The organism is Actinokineospora sp. (assembly GCF_052390155.1).
In the GTDB taxonomy this organism is placed as follows: Bacteria; Actinomycetota; Actinomycetes; order Mycobacteriales; family Pseudonocardiaceae; genus Actinokineospora.
The window spans coordinates 1-19227 of record NZ_JBQTHF010000039.1 but is presented as its reverse complement, the minus strand read 5'-3'; the positions used below and the strand labels follow the sequence as shown (position 1 = coordinate 19227).

At 70.2% G+C, this 19227-nt stretch carries 12 protein-coding genes; 11 read left to right on the top strand and 1 reads right to left on the bottom strand.

Going from position 1 to position 19227, the window contains the following annotated elements:
• Nucleotides 1–226: 226 nt before the first annotated feature.
• Nucleotides 227–469, bottom strand: coding sequence for a hypothetical protein (locus tag ACT4N7_RS14930; RefSeq protein WP_444829316.1), 243 nt, complete (start codon nt 467–469; stop codon nt 227–229).
• A 1683-nt stretch (nt 470–2152) separates the two neighbouring features.
• On the opposite strand from ACT4N7_RS14930, the gene ACT4N7_RS14925 reads away from it, so the two are divergent.
• The 11 genes from ACT4N7_RS14925 (at nt 2153) to ACT4N7_RS14875 (ending at nt 19041) form a co-directional block, all read left to right on the top strand.
• A complete protein-coding gene (locus ACT4N7_RS14925) occupies nt 2153–3709 on the top strand; it encodes an eCIS core domain-containing protein (RefSeq protein WP_444829315.1) in 1557 nt (518 codons plus the stop codon).
• Between the two features lie 10 nt (nt 3710–3719).
• Nucleotides 3720–4169, top strand: coding sequence for a phage tail protein (locus ACT4N7_RS14920; RefSeq protein WP_444829314.1), 450 nt, complete (start codon nt 3720–3722; stop codon nt 4167–4169).
• Nucleotides 4170–4184: 15 nt separating this feature from the next.
• Complete coding sequence (locus ACT4N7_RS14915) at nt 4185–4667, top strand: phage tail protein (protein WP_444829313.1); 483 nt, start codon at nt 4185–4187, stop codon at nt 4665–4667.
• A complete protein-coding gene (locus ACT4N7_RS14910; RefSeq protein ID WP_444829312.1) occupies nt 4664–5584 on the top strand; it encodes a LysM peptidoglycan-binding domain-containing protein in 921 nt (306 codons plus the stop codon). The genes ACT4N7_RS14915 and ACT4N7_RS14910 overlap by 4 nt, the downstream gene beginning before the upstream one ends.
• Nucleotides 5581–7899 (top strand): phage baseplate assembly protein V, encoded by a 2319-nt coding sequence (locus ACT4N7_RS14905; protein ID WP_444829311.1) that lies wholly within the window; start codon nt 5581–5583, stop codon nt 7897–7899. Before ACT4N7_RS14910 ends, ACT4N7_RS14905 begins: the two co-directional genes overlap by 4 nt.
• A gap of 16 nt (nt 7900–7915) precedes the next feature.
• The gene (locus ACT4N7_RS14900) at nt 7916–8323 is read left to right on the top strand and encodes a GPW/gp25 family protein (protein ID WP_444829310.1); all 408 of its coding nucleotides are present in this window, start codon (nt 7916–7918) and stop codon (nt 8321–8323) included.
• A complete protein-coding gene (locus tag ACT4N7_RS14895; protein ID WP_444829309.1) occupies nt 8323–10275 on the top strand; it encodes a putative baseplate assembly protein in 1953 nt (650 codons plus the stop codon). The genes ACT4N7_RS14900 and ACT4N7_RS14895 overlap by 1 nt, the downstream gene beginning before the upstream one ends.
• 163 nt (nt 10276–10438) lie before the next feature.
• Nucleotides 10439–11002 carry a phage tail protein gene (locus ACT4N7_RS14890; RefSeq protein ID WP_444829308.1) on the top strand — a complete coding sequence of 188 codons (564 nt, stop codon included), beginning with the start codon at nt 10439–10441 and terminating at the stop codon, nt 11000–11002.
• Nucleotides 10999–12654: an NADase-type glycan-binding domain-containing protein gene (locus tag ACT4N7_RS14885; RefSeq protein WP_444829307.1), complete on the top strand. Its 1656-nt coding sequence runs from the start codon at nt 10999–11001 to the stop codon at nt 12652–12654. The genes ACT4N7_RS14890 and ACT4N7_RS14885 overlap by 4 nt, the downstream gene beginning before the upstream one ends.
• 39 nt (nt 12655–12693) lie before the next feature.
• Nucleotides 12694–13332, top strand: coding sequence for a hypothetical protein (locus ACT4N7_RS14880; RefSeq protein WP_444829306.1), 639 nt, complete (start codon nt 12694–12696; stop codon nt 13330–13332).
• 243 nt (nt 13333–13575) lie between these two features.
• Nucleotides 13576–19041, top strand: a complete 5466-nt coding sequence (locus tag ACT4N7_RS14875; RefSeq protein WP_444829305.1) for a DUF7927 domain-containing protein — start codon at nt 13576–13578, stop codon at nt 19039–19041.
• Nucleotides 19042–19227: the final 186 nt, after the last annotated feature.

Here is a 19227-nt window from a genome sequence, read left to right as displayed (position 1 = left end):
TGGTCGTGGGTCGGACCGAGGTGTCGGAAGCGACGGTGGCGAGCCGGGTCGGTTTGGCGGGTTCGCATCGGGCGGTACCGAGTGGGACGGTGGCGGGTCACCGAATCGGCGTGACGGGTTCGGTTCGGGCGGTGCCGGGGCAGGCTCGGGCGATGGATCGTCGGGCCGAGACGGCGGGTCCACGTGGGGCGATGGATCGACAGACGAGTCCGGTTCGGGCGAGGGGTCAGCTCGGGACGGCGGATTCGGGTGGGGTGCTGGGCAGGCCGGGGATGGTGGGGTTGGGTCGGGTGCTGGAGGGGCTGGGGGCGGCGGGCTTGAGCGGGGTCCTGGGGAGGCTGGGGACGGCGGGCTTGAGTGGGGTGCTGGGCGGGCCGGGGGAGGCGAGCTTGGGCGGACTGGCGACGGCGGGATTGAATCGGGCGGCGGAGATGGTGGGCACGCAGGCCTTGTGCGGGGTGACAGGCATGGTGGGGACGGCGGCTTTGGGCGGGGTGACGGACTGGCTGGGGACGGCGGCTTTGGGCGGGGTGACGGGCTGGCTGGGGACGGCGGCTCTGTACGGGGTGATGAGCCGGCTGGGGACGGCGGCTTTGGGCGGGACGATGAGCTGGCTGGGGACGGCGGGCTTGGGTCGGGTGCTGGGCGGGCAGGGAGAGGCGAGCTTGGGCGGACTGGTGACGGCGGCTCCGGGCAGGCAGGCGACGGGCCGTCGGGCGGGCTCGGGTCGGGCGGTGGGTCGGCACTGGCTGGTGGGCTCGGGTCGGCCGATGGATCGGGGGGTGACGGCGGGTCGGGTCGGATCGGTGGGCTCGGGTCCGATGCGGGCCGGGATGGCGGGTCCGGGCCGGACGATGGGTCGTCGGGCGGGGTCGGTTGGGGTGTTGGGCGGGCTGGGGCCGGGCCGGATCGCGGCGGGTTGTCGGGTTGGGCCGGTTCGGGTGCTGGCCAGGCTGGGGATGGCGGGTTCGGTCGGGAGAGTGCTGGGTCGTCGGGTGGGAGCGGATCGGGTGTTGGGCGGGCTGGGGATGGTGGGTCCGGGCCGGATGGCGACAAGCCGTCGGGTTGGGCCGGTTCGGGTGCAGGCCATGGCCGGTCCGGTCGGGAGGGTGCTGGGTTGTCTGGCTGGCCCGGGTCGGGTGCTGAGCGGGCTGGGTCTGGGCGGGATGGCGCTGGTTCCACGGGTGAAGTCGGGTCGGGCCGTGGGTCAGGGCGGGAGGGTGCTGGGTCGGCCTGGCCCGGGTCGGGTGTTGGGCGGGCTGGGGATGGCGGGTCCGGGTCCGGCATAGGGCGGGCTGCGGATGGTGGGCTCGGTCGGGGTGCTGGGCGGGCTGGGGATGGCGGGTCTGGTCGGGATGGTTCCGGGTCGTCAGGTGGGCTTGGCTCGGCAGGCGGGTCGGCTCTGATTGGGCGGTTCGGTTCGGGTGCTCGGCGTGGGGGCGGCAGGGGCGGGTCGGGTACTGGGCAGGCCGGGGATGACGGGTCCGGTCGGGCGTGGGGCACGCCAGGGTCGGGCGCCGGCGATGGCGGGTCCGGGCGAGATGGTTCTGGGTTGTCCGGCACGCCGGGGTCGGGTGCCGGCCGGGGTGGGGATGGCGGGTCCGGCCGGGACGGTTCCGGGTCGTCGGGCACGCCGGGGTCGGGCGTTGGGTACGACGGGTCCGGCCAGGGTGGCGCTGGTTCGTCGGGCACGCCGGGGTCGGGTGTTGGGTACGACGGGTCCGGTCGGGATGGCGCTGGTTCGTCGGGCACGCCGGGGTCGGGTGTTGGGCGGGGTGAGGGTGGCGGGTCTGGCCGGGATGGTTCTGGGTTGTCGGGCACGTCGGGGTCGGCTGGCGGGTCGGCTCCGGGTGGTGGGCTCGGGTCGGGCGGAATGGGGCGGGTTGGTGGGCCTGGGTCGGGCATCGGGCGGGGTGGGTCTGGGCGGGATGGCGCTGGGTCGGGTTCTGGTGGCGGGGGTGGGGCGAATCGGGTTGGGCCGTTGGGGAGGGGTGGTGTGGGGTGGGCCGATGGGGCCGGGGTCGAGTCGGGGCCGCTGGAGGCATCCGGTGCGGTGACGGAACTGCGCCATCTCGGACGGGGCGGCGGGTTGCCTGCTGGTGCTGATCGGTGGGCGGATGGCGAGATGTCAGGCGGGTCCGGTGGTCGGCCGGTGTTCGAAGTCGGTGTGGCAGGGGAGTTCCACGGCGCCATCGAGCACGGGTGGGCCGGGGGGCCGGAGTTGCCCGCGACCGAGTTGCGGCATGCCCGGCCGGGTCGCGACGGGTCGGCGGCGCATGCTGCCGCCGCTGCGGATCGGGACGCCGCGGATGCGGAGTCGTGGGCTGCCGGGGATCGGGATGCGGCCACTGTGGACCGGGAGTCAGCGGAGTTGCGGGCTGCCGGGGATCGGGATGCGGCCACGGTGGACCGGGAGTCTGCGGAGTTGCGGGCTGTCATGGGGGCGGCCGAGCTGCGTGGTGCCATCGAGCGGCTACCCCACACCGGCCAGGCTGACGAGCTGCCGCCGGGTGGAGGTTTCGGAATCGGGTTGCCGCCGACCGGGAAATCCACAACAGACACTGAGTTGCGGTTGCGGACCGCGGGCGGGGAACCGTTGTCCCAGCGGGAAACCCAGTTGGCGCCCGGGCGGACGACCCGGCCCGAGCGGATGGCCATGGCGGTGGTCGAGAGCTTCGTGCCCGCGGTGCTGACCGGCGCGCTGCGGCGAGCGCTCGCGGTCGACGTGTCCGACGTGACGGTGCGGCGCGGCGGTGGGGTTTCCCAGGTGGCGCACCGGCTCGGGGCCCGCGGGTACACCCACGCCGGTGTCGTGCACGTGCCCGATTCGGTGGGTGCCCTCGACGGCGGTGACGCGGGTCCGTTGCTGGCCCACGAGTTGACGCATGTCGCGCAGCAGCGGCGGTTCGGATCGGCGCTGCCCGCCATCGACACGGCGGACGGGCAACGGCTGGAGGCCGAGGCGGTCGCCGTCGAGCAGTGGTATGCCGGTGGCGCGGGCACGGCCCCACCGGAGGTCTCGGAGCACCTCGACCCCGGGGCGCCGCGGCGGTTGCGGTCGCGGTCGCGCCCGGCCGCCGATGTGCAGCTCGCGCCGCGGGAGGGGAACTTCTGGGACACCCCGGAGGCCAGGACCAAGCCCGAGCTGTCGATGGACGGGCTCAAGGACCAGTGGCGCGCGGGCACCGAGCCCGGCACGCCGGACTTCTGGGACACGCCCGAGGCGCACACGAAGCCCACGCTGTCGATGGGTGGCCTGAAAGAGATGTGGCGCGCCGAAAGCGGTCAGGACGCGCCGGACCCGTGGGACACGCCTGACGCGCACACGAAGCCCAAGCTGGCGCTGGGCGGCCTCAAGGACATGTGGCGCGACATGCGGCGACAGGCCCAAAGCCACACCAACGACGACGAGGACGACGACGACGAACCTCGCACGGCCGGGCCGGTGCTCAGGAAACCTGGGAAACCCCGTACTGGCAACGGAAACGACGATGACGACGATGACGAGGACATGTCCGCGGTCGAGCTGTCGATGGAGGCGATCAAGGACGAGCTCGCCGACGATCCGCCGCTGCGGTGGATGAACCTCGACGACTCCGACGACTTCGACGAACTCGCTGACCGGCTCTACAACACCCTGATCAGCAGGCTGCGCTTCGACGTGCTGGTCGAACGCGAGCGGTCCGGCACGTTGCTGGACTTCAGCTAAGGAGACGCCCATGCCACCCACTGTCATCGCCCACGGTATGGCGCACCGGTTCGTCGTCACCGCGGGCTCACGCGACCTGGGCGCCTGGTCCAAAGTGGCCGGTCTGTCGGTGACCTGGGACCTCGCCGAGTACCGGGTGGGTCATTCCGACCAGTACTTCAAGTTCGCCGGAGTGCCCAAGTTCGCCCGGCTCAAGCTCAGCCGGGCGGCCGAGCAGACGGGCACCACGGCGGTGAAGACCTGGTTGGAGGAAGTGCAGTCCAGCGGCGGGGTGCCCGAGGAGGGCGCGGTCGAGATGCTGACCTCGGCAGGCGAGCCGGTCATTAGCTGGACCTTGCAGGAGATGTTCCCGATCTCCTGGCAGATCAGCGAATTCGACGCGACCGCGGGCAAGGTCGCGATGGAGACGCTGGAGATCGTCTACTCAGGATTCCTTGCCGGGAAGCAGAAGGGCGCGTAGCGATGGAGGGATCTGATGGGTGAGCAGGGAAAGCAGCTCGCGCTCGGGATGGCGATGCGCTTCAACGTCAAGATCGACGGGGTGAATCTGGGCAACTGGTCCTCCTGCAAGGGGCTCGACCTCAAGTGCAAGATCCACAAGCTCTACGACACCGGCAACTACGCCTACCAGAAGATCCTGTTCGCCGACATCGAGTTCCCGACGGTGAAACTGGAGCGGGCGATGGACAAGGCGTCCTCCGCGGTGCTGCGGGAATGGCTGGCCGACAAGCTCAGTCCGTGGAAACAGCCGGGCTTCATGCCGGACCTGCTCTTCTCGTTGATCGGCGGCGCCACGGCGAACATCACGCTGCTCGACTCGGCCTGGGAAGAGGTCGCGGCGTGGAAGCTCAAGAACGTCTACCCCGCGGGCTGGTACGGCCCGACGCTCGTCGCCAAGGACACCGCGGTCGCGATCGAGCGACTCGAACTCGATCACGAAGGGTTCCTTGAAGAATGATCTCGCTACCCGGCATACCGCCCAAGTTCGCCAAGGCGCTGAACCTGCTGGAACTGCTCGGCGAGAACGCCAAACTCATGCTGGTGTCCGAAGAGGGCGGCCTGCCGGTTCGGTTCACCATCAACCCGAAGTCGGTCACGCTGAGCAAGACGAACACGACCGAGGGCAAACGCGGTGTCATCGCCTCCAGCTTCAAGGACGCGCTCAAGGCCACCGGCAACGTGAAGCTCACGCTCAAGAGCGCCCACCTGACCGGCGCGATCGTCACCCAGGCGTCGATCGACCAGCTCATCGCGTGGGCGACGCCCATCCAGATCACCGCCGCCGAGGCCATGGAACTGGACTCCCCCTCGGCCGCCGAGGAGCTCATGAAGGCCGCGGCGGACAGGGCGAAGAGCCAGGTCAAGAAAAAGGTGAAGCAGGTACTGCTGCCCGGCGGCGGCGGGGGGAACGACGAGAACGCCATGCCCGCTGAATCCTCCACAAAGGACACCAAGGTAGACAAGATCATGAAGGCGCCGGTGTACTACCGGCTGCCGGTGCTGCTGATCATGTGGGGGGTCGGCGGCCCGCTGGGCACCGGGACGAAGGTCAACCTGGAGAAGGTCGACGTCGAGTACGAGCGGTTCGACTGGACCGGGATCCCGGTGTGGGCGAAGGTCTCCCTCACCCTGGTCGAGTACACCGCGCCGCTGCCGAAGCAGAACCCCACCTCCGGCGGCATTCCGGGGCGCACCAAGCATGTGGTGACCCAGGGCGAGGGCCTGGTGCAGATCGCCAACCACGCCTACGGCTCGCCGCGGGCGTGGCGGGCCGTGGCCGAGGCCAACGGCCTCGACGATCCGCTGCGGATCAAACCGGGCCGCACGCTGTCGCTGCCCGGTCCCGGCTTGTTCGGCCTGCCGGACAAGTCATGAGCCGCCCGCTGGAGGGAATCGCCAACACCGAGGCGACCGCGCGGCCGAGCGTGAACATCGGGGGCGCGCCGCTGCCGCCCGCGGTGGCGAACCGGCTGCTGCGGGTGGTCGTGGACAACGACCTGCACCTGCCCGGCATGTTCGAGTTGACCTTCCTCGATCTCGACGGCAACTCGATGGCGCTGGCCAACGTGACCATCGGCGCGGCCGTGACCGTGGTCGGTGCCGGAGCAGGCGGCACCGCGGTGCCGCTCATCGTCGGTGAGGTCACCGCGATGGAGGCGCTGGTGCAGGGCATCACCATTCGCACCATCGTGCGCGGCTACACCGCCGCGCACCGGTTGCAGCGGGCCAAGCGCAGCCGCAGCTTCATCAACGTCACCGACGCGGACATCGCCCGCCGGGTCGCCAACGAGGCGGGGCTGTCGGTCGGCACGGTGATGCCCACCGCGACCACGCACGCCTACATGGCGCAGGTGAACCAGACCGATTGGGAGTTCCTGACCGCGCGGGCGATGGAGATCGGGTTCGAGGTGGGCGTGACCGACGGGCAGTTCTACTTCCGGCCCTCCACCGACAACCTCAACTCGATGGGCGGCGGGCTGGACGGCATGGGCAGGAGTCTGCTCGCGGACGTACTGGCGGCCGACACCGAGGTGGAGGTGACGTTCCCGGAGAACCTCATCAGCTTCCGGCCGCGGATCACCGCGGGCAACCTGACCCCGGATGTGGAACTGCGGGTGTGGGACCCGATGCTGCGCCAGACCCTGTCGCAGGTCTCCGGCACGCCCACCGGCTCGGATCCCTCGCCCGCCGGGATGGGCGACCAGTTCACCAACAGCGGGCTCTCGGCGGTCAAGGGTTCGTTGGACGCGGTCGCGGACTCCGCCCAGCAGTTCAGTCTCGACGGCATCCGCGATGGCATTCGCGGCGCCGAGCAGGCGCTGGACGCCGAGTTGGCCGAGGCGACCGGCGGGCTGCTCGGCTCCCCGGTGGGCTTCCTCGGCCCGCCGCCGAGCGCGACCGCGCGCGTCGTGGTCGACAGGCCCGCCGCGGACTCGGTGACCATGGCGACCTCCGGTCCGATGATCGCCGCCGCGCTGGGCACCGACGTCGGCAGCACGTTCGCCGAGGCCGAGGGGGAGGCCAAGGGCAACGCGGCCATCCAACCCGGCGTCAAGGTCAACATCGGTGGGGTGCCCACCGCGTTCGCGGGCTCCTGGCAGGTGTCGCGGGCCCGGCACATCTACGACGAGTCCGAGTTCGGCTACCGCGTCGTGTTCTCCGCGCACGGCAGGCAGGACCGCACGATGCTCGGGCTGACGTCCAAGAGCAGTCGCCGCACGGGCGGTGGGACGGTGCTGGACAGCGTCGTGTGCGGCGTGGTGAGCAACTGCGCCGACCCGCTCGGCAAGGGCCGGGTGAAGGTGACGCTGCCGTGGCTGGCGCTGGACTTCGAGACCGACTGGGCGCCGAACACGCAGTTCTGCTCCGGGCAGCGCAGCGGCGCCATGTTCATGCCCGAGATCGGCGACGAAGTGCTGGTCGCCTTCGAGTTCGGCGACGCGCGCAGGCCCTACGTCATCGGCGCGATGATGAACAACCTCACCCAGTGGAGCATCGCGTCGGCCGGGCCGATCATGGCGGGCGGGCTCCCCGGTCTCGGCAGCGCGATGGCGGGCGTGGCGGGCCAGATGGCGGGCGCGTCCCTCGGCGGGGCGTACGCCGGGCCGCTGGGCGCGATCATCGGTGGGCAGATCGGCCAACGGCTCGCCACGGACGCGGCCAACGAGGTCCAGCAGTCGATCGACGGGTCGGTGCTCACCCCCGGGATGATCAGCGAGATCCACCACCGCGGCTACATCTCCAGCACGGGCAACGCGCTGCTGTTCTACGACGTGCCGCCGCCGCTGCCCCCGCCCGTGCCGCCTGTCCTCGACCCGACAGGCGGCGACCAGGGCGGCGGCACCGACGGCGGTGCCGCGCCGCTGGTGCCCCCCGGTACCGGTGCGCTCGGCTCCGCGGTGCGCATGGGTTCGCAGAACGGCGAGGTCGGCATCACCGTCGACCAGGTCAACGGCGGGGTCAACATCACCGCCGCGCCGGTGCCCGGGGTGACCATGACCCCGCTGCCGAACATCAACATCGCCGCCCTGAACGGCTTCGTCAACATCGGCGCCGGACCCAGCGGAACCATGCTGGTCGACGGCGGCATGAACCTGATCGTCAAGTCCGCCCAGGCCGTCACCATCCAGGGTTCCATCGTCAACATCGTGGGAACGCTGCTGGTCAACGGCGTCCCGATCCCGATCTAGGCCCCGGGGGCACCCCATGATCGAAGACGATTTCATCGGCCGCGGCTGGTCGTTCCCGTTCGACGTCACGGCCAACGGCACCATCGCCACCGTCGGCGGCCCGCGCAAGCTGGAGCAGGCGATGACCCTGGTGCTGTCGACCTACCCCGGGGAGCGCCCGTTCCGGCCCCGGTTCGGCTCGAAGCTGCGCGACTTCACCTTCGAGAGCGCGACGACGACCGTGTTCGCCCGGATCGAGAGCGAGGTGCGCGACTCGCTGGCCATGTGGGAGCCGCGCGCGAGTGTCCGCGAGGTGAACGTCTATCCCGCAGAGGACCAGGAGAACCTGCTGTTCATCGACATCGCGTACGTGGTCAAGGGCGAGAACGACGAGCGGAACCTGGTGCACCCCTTCTACACGATTCCCGACGAGGGGGACTACTGATGGTGCTTCCCGCGCCCAGTCTCGACGACCGCCGATTCCAGGAGTTCGTCGACGAGGCCAAACGGTATGTGATGCGCCGCTGTCCAGAGTGGACGGACCACAACGTGTCCGACCCCGGCGTGACGCTGATCGAGACGTTCGCGTTCATGACCGAGCAGCTCTGCTACCGGCTCAACCGGGTGCCCGACCGGCTGTATGTGAAGTTCCTGGAACTGCTGGGGTTGCGGATGCTGCCGCCGACGCCCGCGGTGGCGCCGATCACCTTCTGGCTGTCCACGCCCGCGCGCGCGCCGCTGGTGATCCGCGCGGGCACGAAGGTGTCCACCACGCGCACCGAGAGCGAGGACGCCATCGTGTTCTCCACATTGGTCGATCTGCCGGTGCTGCCGACCGAGATCAGCGCCATGCGCCGGGTCACCGGCCGGGGGGTGGCCAGCGAGAACCAGACCACCGCCTATGACCTCGGCGAGGAGTTCGCCGCGTTCGACGAGCCGCCGCAGCTCGACGACGCGCTGCTCATCGGGCTGCGCGAGCCGGGGCCGAGCTGCGCGGTGCGGATCGACTTCGACGGCGAGAGCAAGGGTGTCGGCGTCAACCCGAAGTACCCGCCGCTGATCTGGGAGGCGTGGACGGGCGACGGGTGGGACCCGTGCCAGGTGACCACCGACGAGACCGGCGGGCTCAACAAGTCCGGCCGCATCGTGGTGCACCTGCCCAAGGCGCACGAGGCGAGTCTGATCGACGACCAGCGCGCGGGCTGGCTGCGGGTGCGGGTGATCGAGCCGCTGCCCGGACAGGCCGCCTACAGCTCGTCGCCGGTCGTCCGCGGGATCACCGCGGGCACGGTCGGCGCCACCGCGTCCGCGGTGCACGGCGAGATCATCGAGTTCGAGGAACTCGGTGAGTCCGAAGGTGTGCCGGGGCAGCGGTTCGACCTCGGCCAGACCCCGGTGCTCGCCGGGTCGCACCCGGCCACGCTGCAGGTGGCGATGGACACCGGGTGGCAGGAGTGGACCAGGGTGGACAACTTCGCCAACAGCGGCCCCGACGACCCGCACTACGTGCTCGACGGCGTCGCGGGCCAGGTCGAGTTCGGGCCCGCGGTGCGGCTGGAGGACCGGCTGCTGCGCCAGTACGGCGCGATCCCGCCGCGGGACGCGATGATCAGGATGCGGCGCTACTACAGCGGCGGCGGCGCGCGCGGAAACGTTGCCAGGTATGCCATCGACACGCTCAAGGGGTCCATCCCGTTCGTCTCGGGGGTGACCAACCTGCACCCGGCGGGCGGCGGTGTCGACGGCGAGACGCTGGAGGAGGCCAAGGCGCGCGGGCCGATCATGCTGCGCACCCGCAGCCGCGCGGTCACCGCCGAGGACTACGAGGCGATCGCGCGCGAGGCCGCGCCGGAGGTGGCCAGGATCCACTGCCTGACCGCGGGTGAGGACGACGTGGCGCACGGCGCGGTGAAGGTGCTGGTGGTGCCTGCCGCGGCGCAGAAGAACCGGGAACTGCTCTTCGCCGACCTGGTGCCCGCCCCCGGCACGCTGGAGCGCATCGCGACCCGACTCGACGACGTGCGGCTGGTCGGCACCCGGGTGCTCGTCGAACCGGCGCGCTACCGGGGCGTCACCGTGATCGCCCGGCTCGTCGCGCGCACCCGGCTCGACCCGGACGAGATTCGGATGCGGGCGCTGGAGCGGCTCTACGCCTACATCAACCCGCTGACCGGCGGCGAGGACGGCACGGGGTGGCCGTTCGGCAGGCGGGTCAGCCACGGCGAGGTGTTCGCGCTGCTGCAGTCGGTGCGCGGGGTGGACGTGGTCGAGGACGTGCGGCTGTTCGGCGCGAATCCGGTCACCGGCGAACGCGGCGCGGAGGTCAACCGGCTGCCGGTCGGCGCGGGCGGTCTGGCGTTCTCCTACGACCACCAAGTCCGAGTGGAGAAGTCATGAACCCAGCACCGCCCCTTGTGTCGACCTCCGGTCGCCGTACAGCACCACGCTGCCAACCGCACCTAAGGGGAACGGGACGCGACCCAGCCACCGGCACCCACCAAACCGGACAGTCCCGACCCGACGCACCCACCGGGGTTAATTCCGGGGAGGCGGACCAGTCATGACCGCTGTCGACCCTGGGCGCGACCTCGTTGTGTGGACACCGCCGGTGCCTTCGCCCTATCCGCTGATCAACTACCTGCCCGCGGTGTACGGCGAGGACCAGTTCGCGGTGCGCTGGACCGCGGCCATGGACGACGTGCTCGGCCCGATCATCAACATGATCGACTGCGTGCACGGCTACATCGATCCGCTGCTCGCGCCCGAGGAGTTCGTCCGCTGGCTGTCGAGTTGGTTCGGGGTGCTGCTGGACGAGAGTTGGCCGATGAGTGCGCAGCGCGCGGTCGTCGCCGAGGCCGTCGACCTGTTCAGGATGCGCGGCACCATGGCCGGGCTGCGCCGCCACCTCGCGGTGGTGATCGACGGCGAGGTCGAGATCACCGAGAGCGGCGGGACGTCCTGGTCGATCCGGCCCCGCCCGGAGCCGCCGACCGACGTCGAGCACTGGGTCCGCGTGGTGGTCCGGCCGAACGACGCCGCCGCGGTGTCCGAGGCGGCGGTCGCCGCGGTGATCCGGGCGGCCAAGCCCGTGCACGTGGCACACACGCTGGAGGTGATCGCATGATCGTGTGCACGATGTGCGGCAACCACAACGACGAGGCCGCCGCCTTCTGCGGCGACTGCGGCAAGTTCCTGGAGTGGAACGGCGAGAAGGTCGCGCCGCCGCCCGAGGTGGTCATCGTCGTAGAGGAGCCGCCCCCGCCGGTCGAGGAGAAGCTCACCTGGTGGCAGCGGGTGCGCCGGAAGGTCGCGTCGTGGCTGCCGGAGCGGGTCTACGTCGACAAGCGCGAGCCCGCGACGGTGTCCGCGCTCGCGACGTGGACCTCCGCGGCCGAGTCGCCCGCCGCGGACCCGCCCGCCGCCGCGGACGCGAAGAAGACTCCGCCGCCGCCGCCGGGGGCGAAGAAACCACCGCCACCGCCGCCGGGGGCGAAGAAACCACCGCCACCGCCCGCGGGGGCGAAGGTGCCACCGCCTGCGCCGGGCGCCAAAGTGCCGCCCCCGCTGCCCGGCGCGAAGGTGCCACCGCCGCTGCCGGGCGCGAAGACACCCCCGCCGCCGGGCGCCAAGACGCCACCGCCGCCGCCCGGCGCCAAGACGCCACCGCTGCCGGGCGCCAAGACGCCACCACCGCCAGGCGCCAAGACGCCACCGCCGCCGCCCGGTGCTAAGGCGACCCCGCCGCCGCCCGGTGCGAAGGCGCCACCACCCCCACCGGGAGCCAATACCCCGCCGCCCGGCGCCACGACACCGCCGTCCGCCGTCACGCCGCCGAAGCCGGCGGAACCGTTGGCGGAAACGGAGAACACCGCGCCGGACCCCGAGTTGGTGGCCGCGCTCGCGCAGCCGGTCAGCGGCTTCGCCGAGAGCCGGGTGGTCGACCAGCCGCCCGAGCTGACCCCGGCGCCCGCGATCATCAAGACCCGGGCGATCGTGCGCACCAAACCGAGTCGCAGGCTCGAACTGGACGACCTGGTGTGCGCGGTGTGCGGCGAGGGCAACGCGCCCACCCGCAACTTCTGCAGCCGCTGCGGCGAGTCGCTGGCCGACGCGGGCGTAGTGAAGCCGACCTGGTGGCGCAGGTTGTTCCGGCGCCGTACCAAGAAGTTCCCGGCGGGCACCAGGCCGGGGCAGAAGGGCACCAGGGAGCACCGGTCGTGGCTGGCGTCGCTGTCGCTGCGCAGGCTGCGCACCGTCCTGGTCGTCGTCGCGCTGGTCCTCGGCCTGACCTACGCCGTGTACCCGCCGTTCCGCACCACGGTCATCGACAACATGCGGGCGCTGTACAAGAAGGTGGCGCCGAACCTCGAACCGGTCCGGCCCACCACGGTGTCCTCGGTGACGGCGCTGCCCGACCACGAGCCCGGGCTGGTGTCCGACACCTACAACAACACCTACTGGATGGCGCAGGTGGGCGGCGCCCGCCCGAAGATCACCTTCAGGTTCTCCGAGAGCTATCTGCTGCGCAGCCTCATCGTCTACTCAGGATCGAGCGACACCTTCACCGACGACGGCAGACCGTCGATCCTGCGGCTCACCTACAACACCGGCAAGGGCGAGAACGTGTTGCCACAGGACAGTTCCCGCGCGCAGACGATCGAGCTGAAGAACACCACGCTGGTCACCTCGGTGACCATCGAGGTCGTCGATGTCTACAGCGGCACCAAACGCAAGACCGTCGCGATCAGCGAGATCGAGTTCTTCGCCCTGAAGTGACCGCGCCGAAACCGGGCAACAGCCTTGAGGAGTACCGAAATGTCCACGACCGGGTCCCGACCACGCGTTCTCGCCGGACTGCTCGCCGCGGGACTCGCCCTGCTGCTGTCCGCGTTGCCGACGCCCGCGAGCGCCGCGGCGCCCATCGCCTCGATCAACCTGGACAACGCGACCGACGTCCTCGCGCCGGGCCAGGACGTGCGGTTCCTGGTGACAGTGCGGAACGCGGCCACCGAACCGCTCGCGGGCGCGTCGGTCGTGCTGACCACCGGTGGCGCTGTCCGAGTCGGTGACGCGGGCGGCGGCAGCCAGGTGGACCCGACGCACATCCGGTGGTCGGTCGACATCGCCGCGAAGGGCGAGGCCGTGTTCACCCTGGCGGGCACCATGATCAACGCGACCACGCCGTCCGGCAAGGTCATCTCCACCGCGTGCCTGCTCCTGGCGGAGTCGACCCGGCCGCTGGTCTGCTCCAGCGACATCGACACCGGGACGGCAACCGCCGCCGCCCCGGCCGCCGGGTCGTCGCCGTCGTTCGTCGCCTCGGTCGCCGCCGGGCTCGGCGCGGCACTCGTGCTCGGCCTCGGCTATGTCGGCTACCGCCGGTTCCAGCGGCCCGCGACCGCGGCCGCCACTCCCGATCGGGAACCGCGGGTTCGCGCGGACGTGGACGCCTAGTGCGGCGACCACAAACGTTCACCGCGTTCGACAGGCCCACGACGCGGCTGACGGCACCGCAGAAAAGACCAAGTACGTCCAGTACGAGCGTCTTTCCCGCGGCACCGCCAGCCACGCCGTGGACCGGCCGACCACGGCAAACGTTCGTGGCCACCTAGATCACTGGCGGCGGAAGGAAAGCAAGTGAATCGCCGGATGCTCCGTGACCGCGCAGGCCATCGAGCGACGAGAATGGATGCTGCAGTGACAGGACAACGAAAGCGGTTGCGCGCTCTGCCGCTCGTGCTCGCCCTGGTCGCCTCGACGGTGACCTCGACGGTGGTGCTGCCCGCCGTCGCGCCCGTCGTCGCGGGCGCGGTCGGCGGCCAGCCCTCAGGAACGCTGGCGAAGGCCGGAATCGTGGCGGAGACGGGGTCGACCTCGTCGGTCCGCCCGGGGGAGACGATCAACTGGGTGCTGTCCTACGGCAACACCTCGGGCACCCCCGCCGACGTCCGCATCGACGACCCGATCGGCGCGCTGCAGACCTATGTCCCCGGCACCTTCGGCGTGCCACCCGGGTTCGCCCGCGCCTGGTCGGCCGACAGTGGCGCGAGCTTCGGTCCGAACGAGCCGCCCGCGGGCACGACCAACATCCGCGCCGGGGCGGCGGACATCCCCGACGGCGCCACCGGCAACCTGTCCTACCTGCCCAGCCCCGATGGCGGTTTCCAGGGATCGAGGGGCGGTGGTGACGGCACCTACGCGATCTTCTTCGGCGCCAACGTCTACAACGTCCACCACCACCGGCCCGCGGGTCGCGCGGTGACGCTGATGGAGTGTCACAACAAGTCCTCCGGCGCCGTGTGCCCGGGCTGGGGCGCGAACGGCTCGTACTTCTCGCCCGACAACGGTGCGCCGATGAACACCGGCCCAGACCGCTACCTCACTCCTCTTTCGCCCGGTGCCGAGTACATCGACCCGTCGGGAAAGCTGTACTTCCCCGTGGGGGTGGCCGATGGCGGCTCCCGGGTCGGGGTCGCCTGTGTCGACCTCGCCACCGAACGCTCGTGCGGCTTCACCCAGCTCGCCGCGACCTCCGAGCCGGACCCGGGCGGCGATGCCAGCGCGTACGCCGACATCAGCGGCAACGCCCGGATCGGCAGCCGCTCGTACTGGGTCATGGCCTCGGGTCTGCTGCTGTGCTTCGACACCAGCACGCTGACGGCGTGCGCGGGTTTCCCGGTCCGGGTGGCCGAGAACCTGCCCGGATTCGAGCCCGCACAGGGCCGGACGGTCGTCGAGGGTTTCGGCCGGTACGTGTTCGGGTCGCTGACGCGGTCGCTGAAGGAGCCGGGCGTACCGCGACGGTTCACCGAGCAGCGGTTCTGCCTCGACACCGCGACCAACACCTCGTGCCGGAACTACCCGATCCGCGCCGACAGACCGGACTCCGAAACCAGATACGCCGCGCCCTACCTGAACGCGGCAGGCGAGGTCATCGGCGCCTGCTGGTACATCCACATCGGGGCGGGCCAAGGCAACTGGGACTGTCGTCGGGCGGGCAACGGCAACGCGGACCTTCCGGTGCCGCCCTGGCAGATCCCCGCCGCGAACTCGGACATGGGATTCAACGGGTACGGCTCGCCGCTGCTGCTGGGGACCAGGCTCTACACCTCGTCGTCGCGACGCGTGGTCGTCCGGCCGCCGGACGGCCTGGAGTTCCCCAGCACCTACAACTGTTTCGACTTCGCCACCAACGCCATCTGCGCGGGCACCCAGCCGTTCTCGTCCGGCATCGACATGAAGAACTACTCGATCCGGCAGGACCCGGCGCTGCCGGAATGCCTGTGGGCGGTCGGTGACGTCGGCCGCTTCGAGATCTTCAACACCATCACCGGGGCGGGGCGGTGTTCCACCACGTCGACCAGGACGACACCGCTCACCCCGACGCAGTACTACTGCGACGGCGGACAGAGCCACGTGTCCCGGTGGGCGACGGTGACGATCGCCGATCTCGCACCCGCCAACTACCGCAATTCCGTGGTGACCCTTCGCGACGGCAGCGGCGCGGTGGTGCCGGGGTTCGACGGCGTCTCCTACCCCGCGAGCCAGCAGACGATCGACATCTCCTCGATCCCGGTGACCGGGAACACCGCGACGCTGAGCGCGGACGTGCGGATCGTCGACGCCAACCCGGCGGCGTTCCCGCCGAACACCGCGGCCCGGCCCAGGGTGGAGGTCCGGTGGGCGGGTGACGCGCCGCAGGTCTGCTTCAGGACCTCGGTCGGCCAGGTGTGCAACGGCGCGCCCGCGGCCATCGCCAACACCGCGGCCATGCTGGTCTCCGTCCCCGGTGTGGGCAGCGTCGAGACGAGCGCCGCCGCGCAGCTCGCCTACGACATCTCGGCGGTGTGCGCGAAGTCGGTCGTGTTCCTCAAGACCTCCGACCAGATGGCGGTCAGACCGGGCGCGATAGTCAGATACACGGTCACTGTCACCAACAACGGCCAGCTCGACTTCACCGACGCCGATCGGGCGTCGTTCACCGACGACCTCGTCGCCGTGCTGGACGACGCGACCTACAACGGTGACGGGCAGGCGACGGCGGGCAATGTGGGGTTCGACGGCCGATATCTGGGCTGGTTCGGCCCGGTCGCGGTCAACACCTCGGTGACGGTCACCTACACGGTGACGGTGAACCGGGCCGACGGCGGCGACGAGTCCCTGCTCAACACGATCACGTCCACCGTGCCGGGGAACAACTGTCCTCCCGGTTCGACCGACCCCGCCTGCCGGACGATGACCAGACTCGACCGAGTCCCCGGCCTGGCACTGTCCAAGGTCGCGAGCAGGCAGACCGCCAACCCGGGTGAGTCGGTGCAGTACACCGTGACGGTGGCCAACACCGGGGAGGTGGACTACGCCGAGGGCGAGGCGACCTTCACCGACGACCTCACCCAGGTTCTCGACGACGCCACCTACAACCAGGACGCGGTCGCCAGCACCGGCACGGTGTTCTTCCAGCCCACCGTGGTGATCTGGCGGGCCGCGCTGAAGGTCGGCCAGACGGCGACGGTGACGTACTCGGTGACGGTGAACAACCCGGACACCGGGGACCACATCCTGCGCAACGCGATCAGCTCCCCGACGCCGGGCAACACCTGTCCGACGCCCGCGAATCCGGGGTGTATGACCGAAACCCGCACCTCCGGTCTCGGACTGTCCAAAGTGGCCAGTAGGCAGACGGCCAATCCCGGCGAGACGATCCAGTACACGGTGACGGTCACCAACACCGGGCAGGTCGACTACCCGGCGGGCGGCGCGTCGTTCACCGACAGCCTCGCCCAGGTGCTCGACGACGCCACCTACAACAACGACGCGACCGCGTCGGGTGGAACCGTGTCCTACCAACCTGGTGTGGTGAGCTGGAGCGGGCCGGTCCCGATTGGACAGTCGGTGACGGTGACGTACTCGGTGACGGTGAACAACCCGGACACCGGCGACCACATCCTGCGCAACGCGGTCAGCTCGTCCGTGCCGGGGAACAACTGTCAGCCGAACTCGACCGACCCGGCCTGCATGAGCACCACCCGCAGTTCCGGGATGGCGCTGGCCAAGACGTCCAGCACGCAGGAGGTGAACCCCGGCGGCCGCGTCTCGTACACGGTCACGGTCACCAACACCGGCCAGGTGGACTACGCCGACGGCACCGCCTCCTTCTCCGACGACCTGTCGAAGGTGCTGGACGACGCGACCTACAACAACGACGGCACCGCGTCCGGCGGCGCCGTCCAGTTCCAGAACAACATCCTCACCTGGAGCGGACCGCTGGCGGTCGGCACGTCGGTGACGGTGACGTATTCGGTGACGGTCAACGACCCCGACACCGGGGACAAGATCATCGCCAACGCGGTCACGTCGACGGTTCCGGGCAACAACTGCACGCCCGGCTCGGCCGATCCGGCCTGCAAGACCACGACGCGGGGGTCCGAGCTGACCCTGGCGAAGACCTCGGACGCGGTGTCGGCGGAGCCGGGCGCGAAAGTGTCCTACACGGTGACGGTCACCAACTCCGGCCAGGTCGACTACTCCGGCGACACACTCGCCTCCTTCACCGACGACCTGTCGAAGGTGCTGGACGACGCCACCTACAACAACGACGCCGCCGCGTCCGCCGGACAGGTGAGCGTGGTCAACGGCGTGGTGGCGTGGGTCGGGCCCGTGCTGGTCGGGCAGTCGGTGACGGTGACGTACTCGGTGACGATCAACGACCCGGACACCGGGGACAAGATCATCGCCAACGTGGTCACGTCCTCGATCCCGGGCAACAACTGCAAGCCCGGCTCGACCAACCCGGCGTGTGGCTCGACCATCCGCGTCGCCAGTGCGGCGTTCCTCAAGACTTCGGACATGGCGACCGCCGAGCCCGGCGAGATCGTGTCGTACACGGTCACGGTGACCAACACCGGCCAGGTCGACTACACCGACCAGAAACCCGTCACCTTCGACGACGATCTCGCGACGGTGCTGGACGACGCCACGTACAACGACGACGCCGAGGCCACCGCGGGCGAGGTGGTCGTCACCGATGGCGTGGTGACGTGGACCGGTCCGGTTCCGGTGGGCGGGACGGTGACCGTGACGTACTCGGTGACGGTCAACGACCCCGACGAGGGCGATCACCTGCTCACCAACGCGATCACGTCGATCTTGCCCGGCAACAACTGCAGGGCGGAATCGACGGACGAGGCGTGCAAGACCGTCACCAAGACGTCCGGTCTCATGCTGGCGAAGACTTCCAGCGCGGCGGAGGTCGATCCGGGTGCGGTCGTGACGTACACGGTGACCGTGACGAACACCGGCCAGGTCGACTACGTCGACGACATGCTCGCCGCCTTCAGCGACGATCTGGCAACGGTAATCGACGACGCCACCTACAACGACGACGCCGAGGCCACCGCGGGCGAGGTGAAAGTCGAAGAAGACGTGGTGTCGTGGAGCGGTCCGGTGTTGATCGGGGAGTCGGTGACGGTGACGTATTCGGTGACGGTCAACGATCCCGACACCGGCGACCACCTGCTCACCAACGCGGTGCTGTCGGACATCCCTGGCAGCAACTGCAAGGCGGAGTCGACCGACGAGGCGTGCAAGATCACCACCAAGACGTCGAGTATCGCCCTGGAGAAGAAGTCCACCGGCGAATCGGTCAAACCTGGCGACAAGGTCACCTACACCGTGACGGTCCGAAACACGGGCCAAGTCGCCTACACCGACGAGAAACCCGCCACCTTCACCGATGACCTGTCGAAGGTGCTGGACGACGCCACCTACAACAACGACGCCCAGGCCACGACGGGATCGGTGAGCCTCACCGGCACAACCTTGTCGTGGAGCGGACCGGTCGCGGTCGAGAGTTCGGTGACAGTGACCTACTCGGTCAAGGTCAACAACCCGAACTCGGGTGACCGAGTCCTGCTCAACGCGGTGCTGTCGGACATCCCGGGCAACAACTGCAAGACCGGGACAACCGACCCGAACTGCGGCACCAGCGATGATGTGGCACTGGCACCGCCACCGCCACCGCCACCGGGAAGCCCCGACCTGGTCGACACCGGCGCGAACGTCCTGCCGCTGCTGGCTGTGGGTCTTGGCCTAGCCGGTCTGGGCGGCCTGGCCCTGCTATGGAGCCGCCGCCGCAACCGCACGGAAGGTTCCGGGGCGCAGTAGCCCCCGCTCGCTCGCGTGGCGGCCACCCCCCGGCCGCCACGCGGGCGATCGTTTCCTATGGACAGCGGCGAAGATTGCAGAGGTGAGAAGGGGGCGGAGAAAGGGGTGGTGAGGGAGGGGTGGTGAGGGAAGGGGTGGTGAGGGAAGGGGTGGTGAGGGAAGGGGTGGTGAGGGAAGGGGTGGTGA

Coding starts and splice junctions, on each gene's coding strand:
- ACT4N7_RS14910 (WP_444829312.1), top strand. CDS start 4,664: ATGATCTCGCTACCCGGCATACCGCCCAAGTTCGCCAAGGCGCTGAAC.
- ACT4N7_RS14880 (WP_444829306.1), top strand. CDS start 12,694: ATGTCCACGACCGGGTCCCGACCACGCGTTCTCGCCGGACTGCTCGCC.
- ACT4N7_RS14890 (WP_444829308.1), top strand. CDS start 10,439: ATGACCGCTGTCGACCCTGGGCGCGACCTCGTTGTGTGGACACCGCCG.
- ACT4N7_RS14920 (WP_444829314.1), top strand. CDS start 3,720: ATGCCACCCACTGTCATCGCCCACGGTATGGCGCACCGGTTCGTCGTC.
- ACT4N7_RS14930 (WP_444829316.1), bottom strand. CDS start 469: ATGCCTGTCACCCCGCACAAGGCCTGCGTGCCCACCATCTCCGCCGCC.
- ACT4N7_RS14885 (WP_444829307.1), top strand. CDS start 10,999: ATGATCGTGTGCACGATGTGCGGCAACCACAACGACGAGGCCGCCGCC.
- ACT4N7_RS14900 (WP_444829310.1), top strand. CDS start 7,916: ATGATCGAAGACGATTTCATCGGCCGCGGCTGGTCGTTCCCGTTCGAC.
- ACT4N7_RS14905 (WP_444829311.1), top strand. CDS start 5,581: ATGAGCCGCCCGCTGGAGGGAATCGCCAACACCGAGGCGACCGCGCGG.
- ACT4N7_RS14915 (WP_444829313.1), top strand. CDS start 4,185: ATGGGTGAGCAGGGAAAGCAGCTCGCGCTCGGGATGGCGATGCGCTTC.
- ACT4N7_RS14895 (WP_444829309.1), top strand. CDS start 8,323: ATGGTGCTTCCCGCGCCCAGTCTCGACGACCGCCGATTCCAGGAGTTC.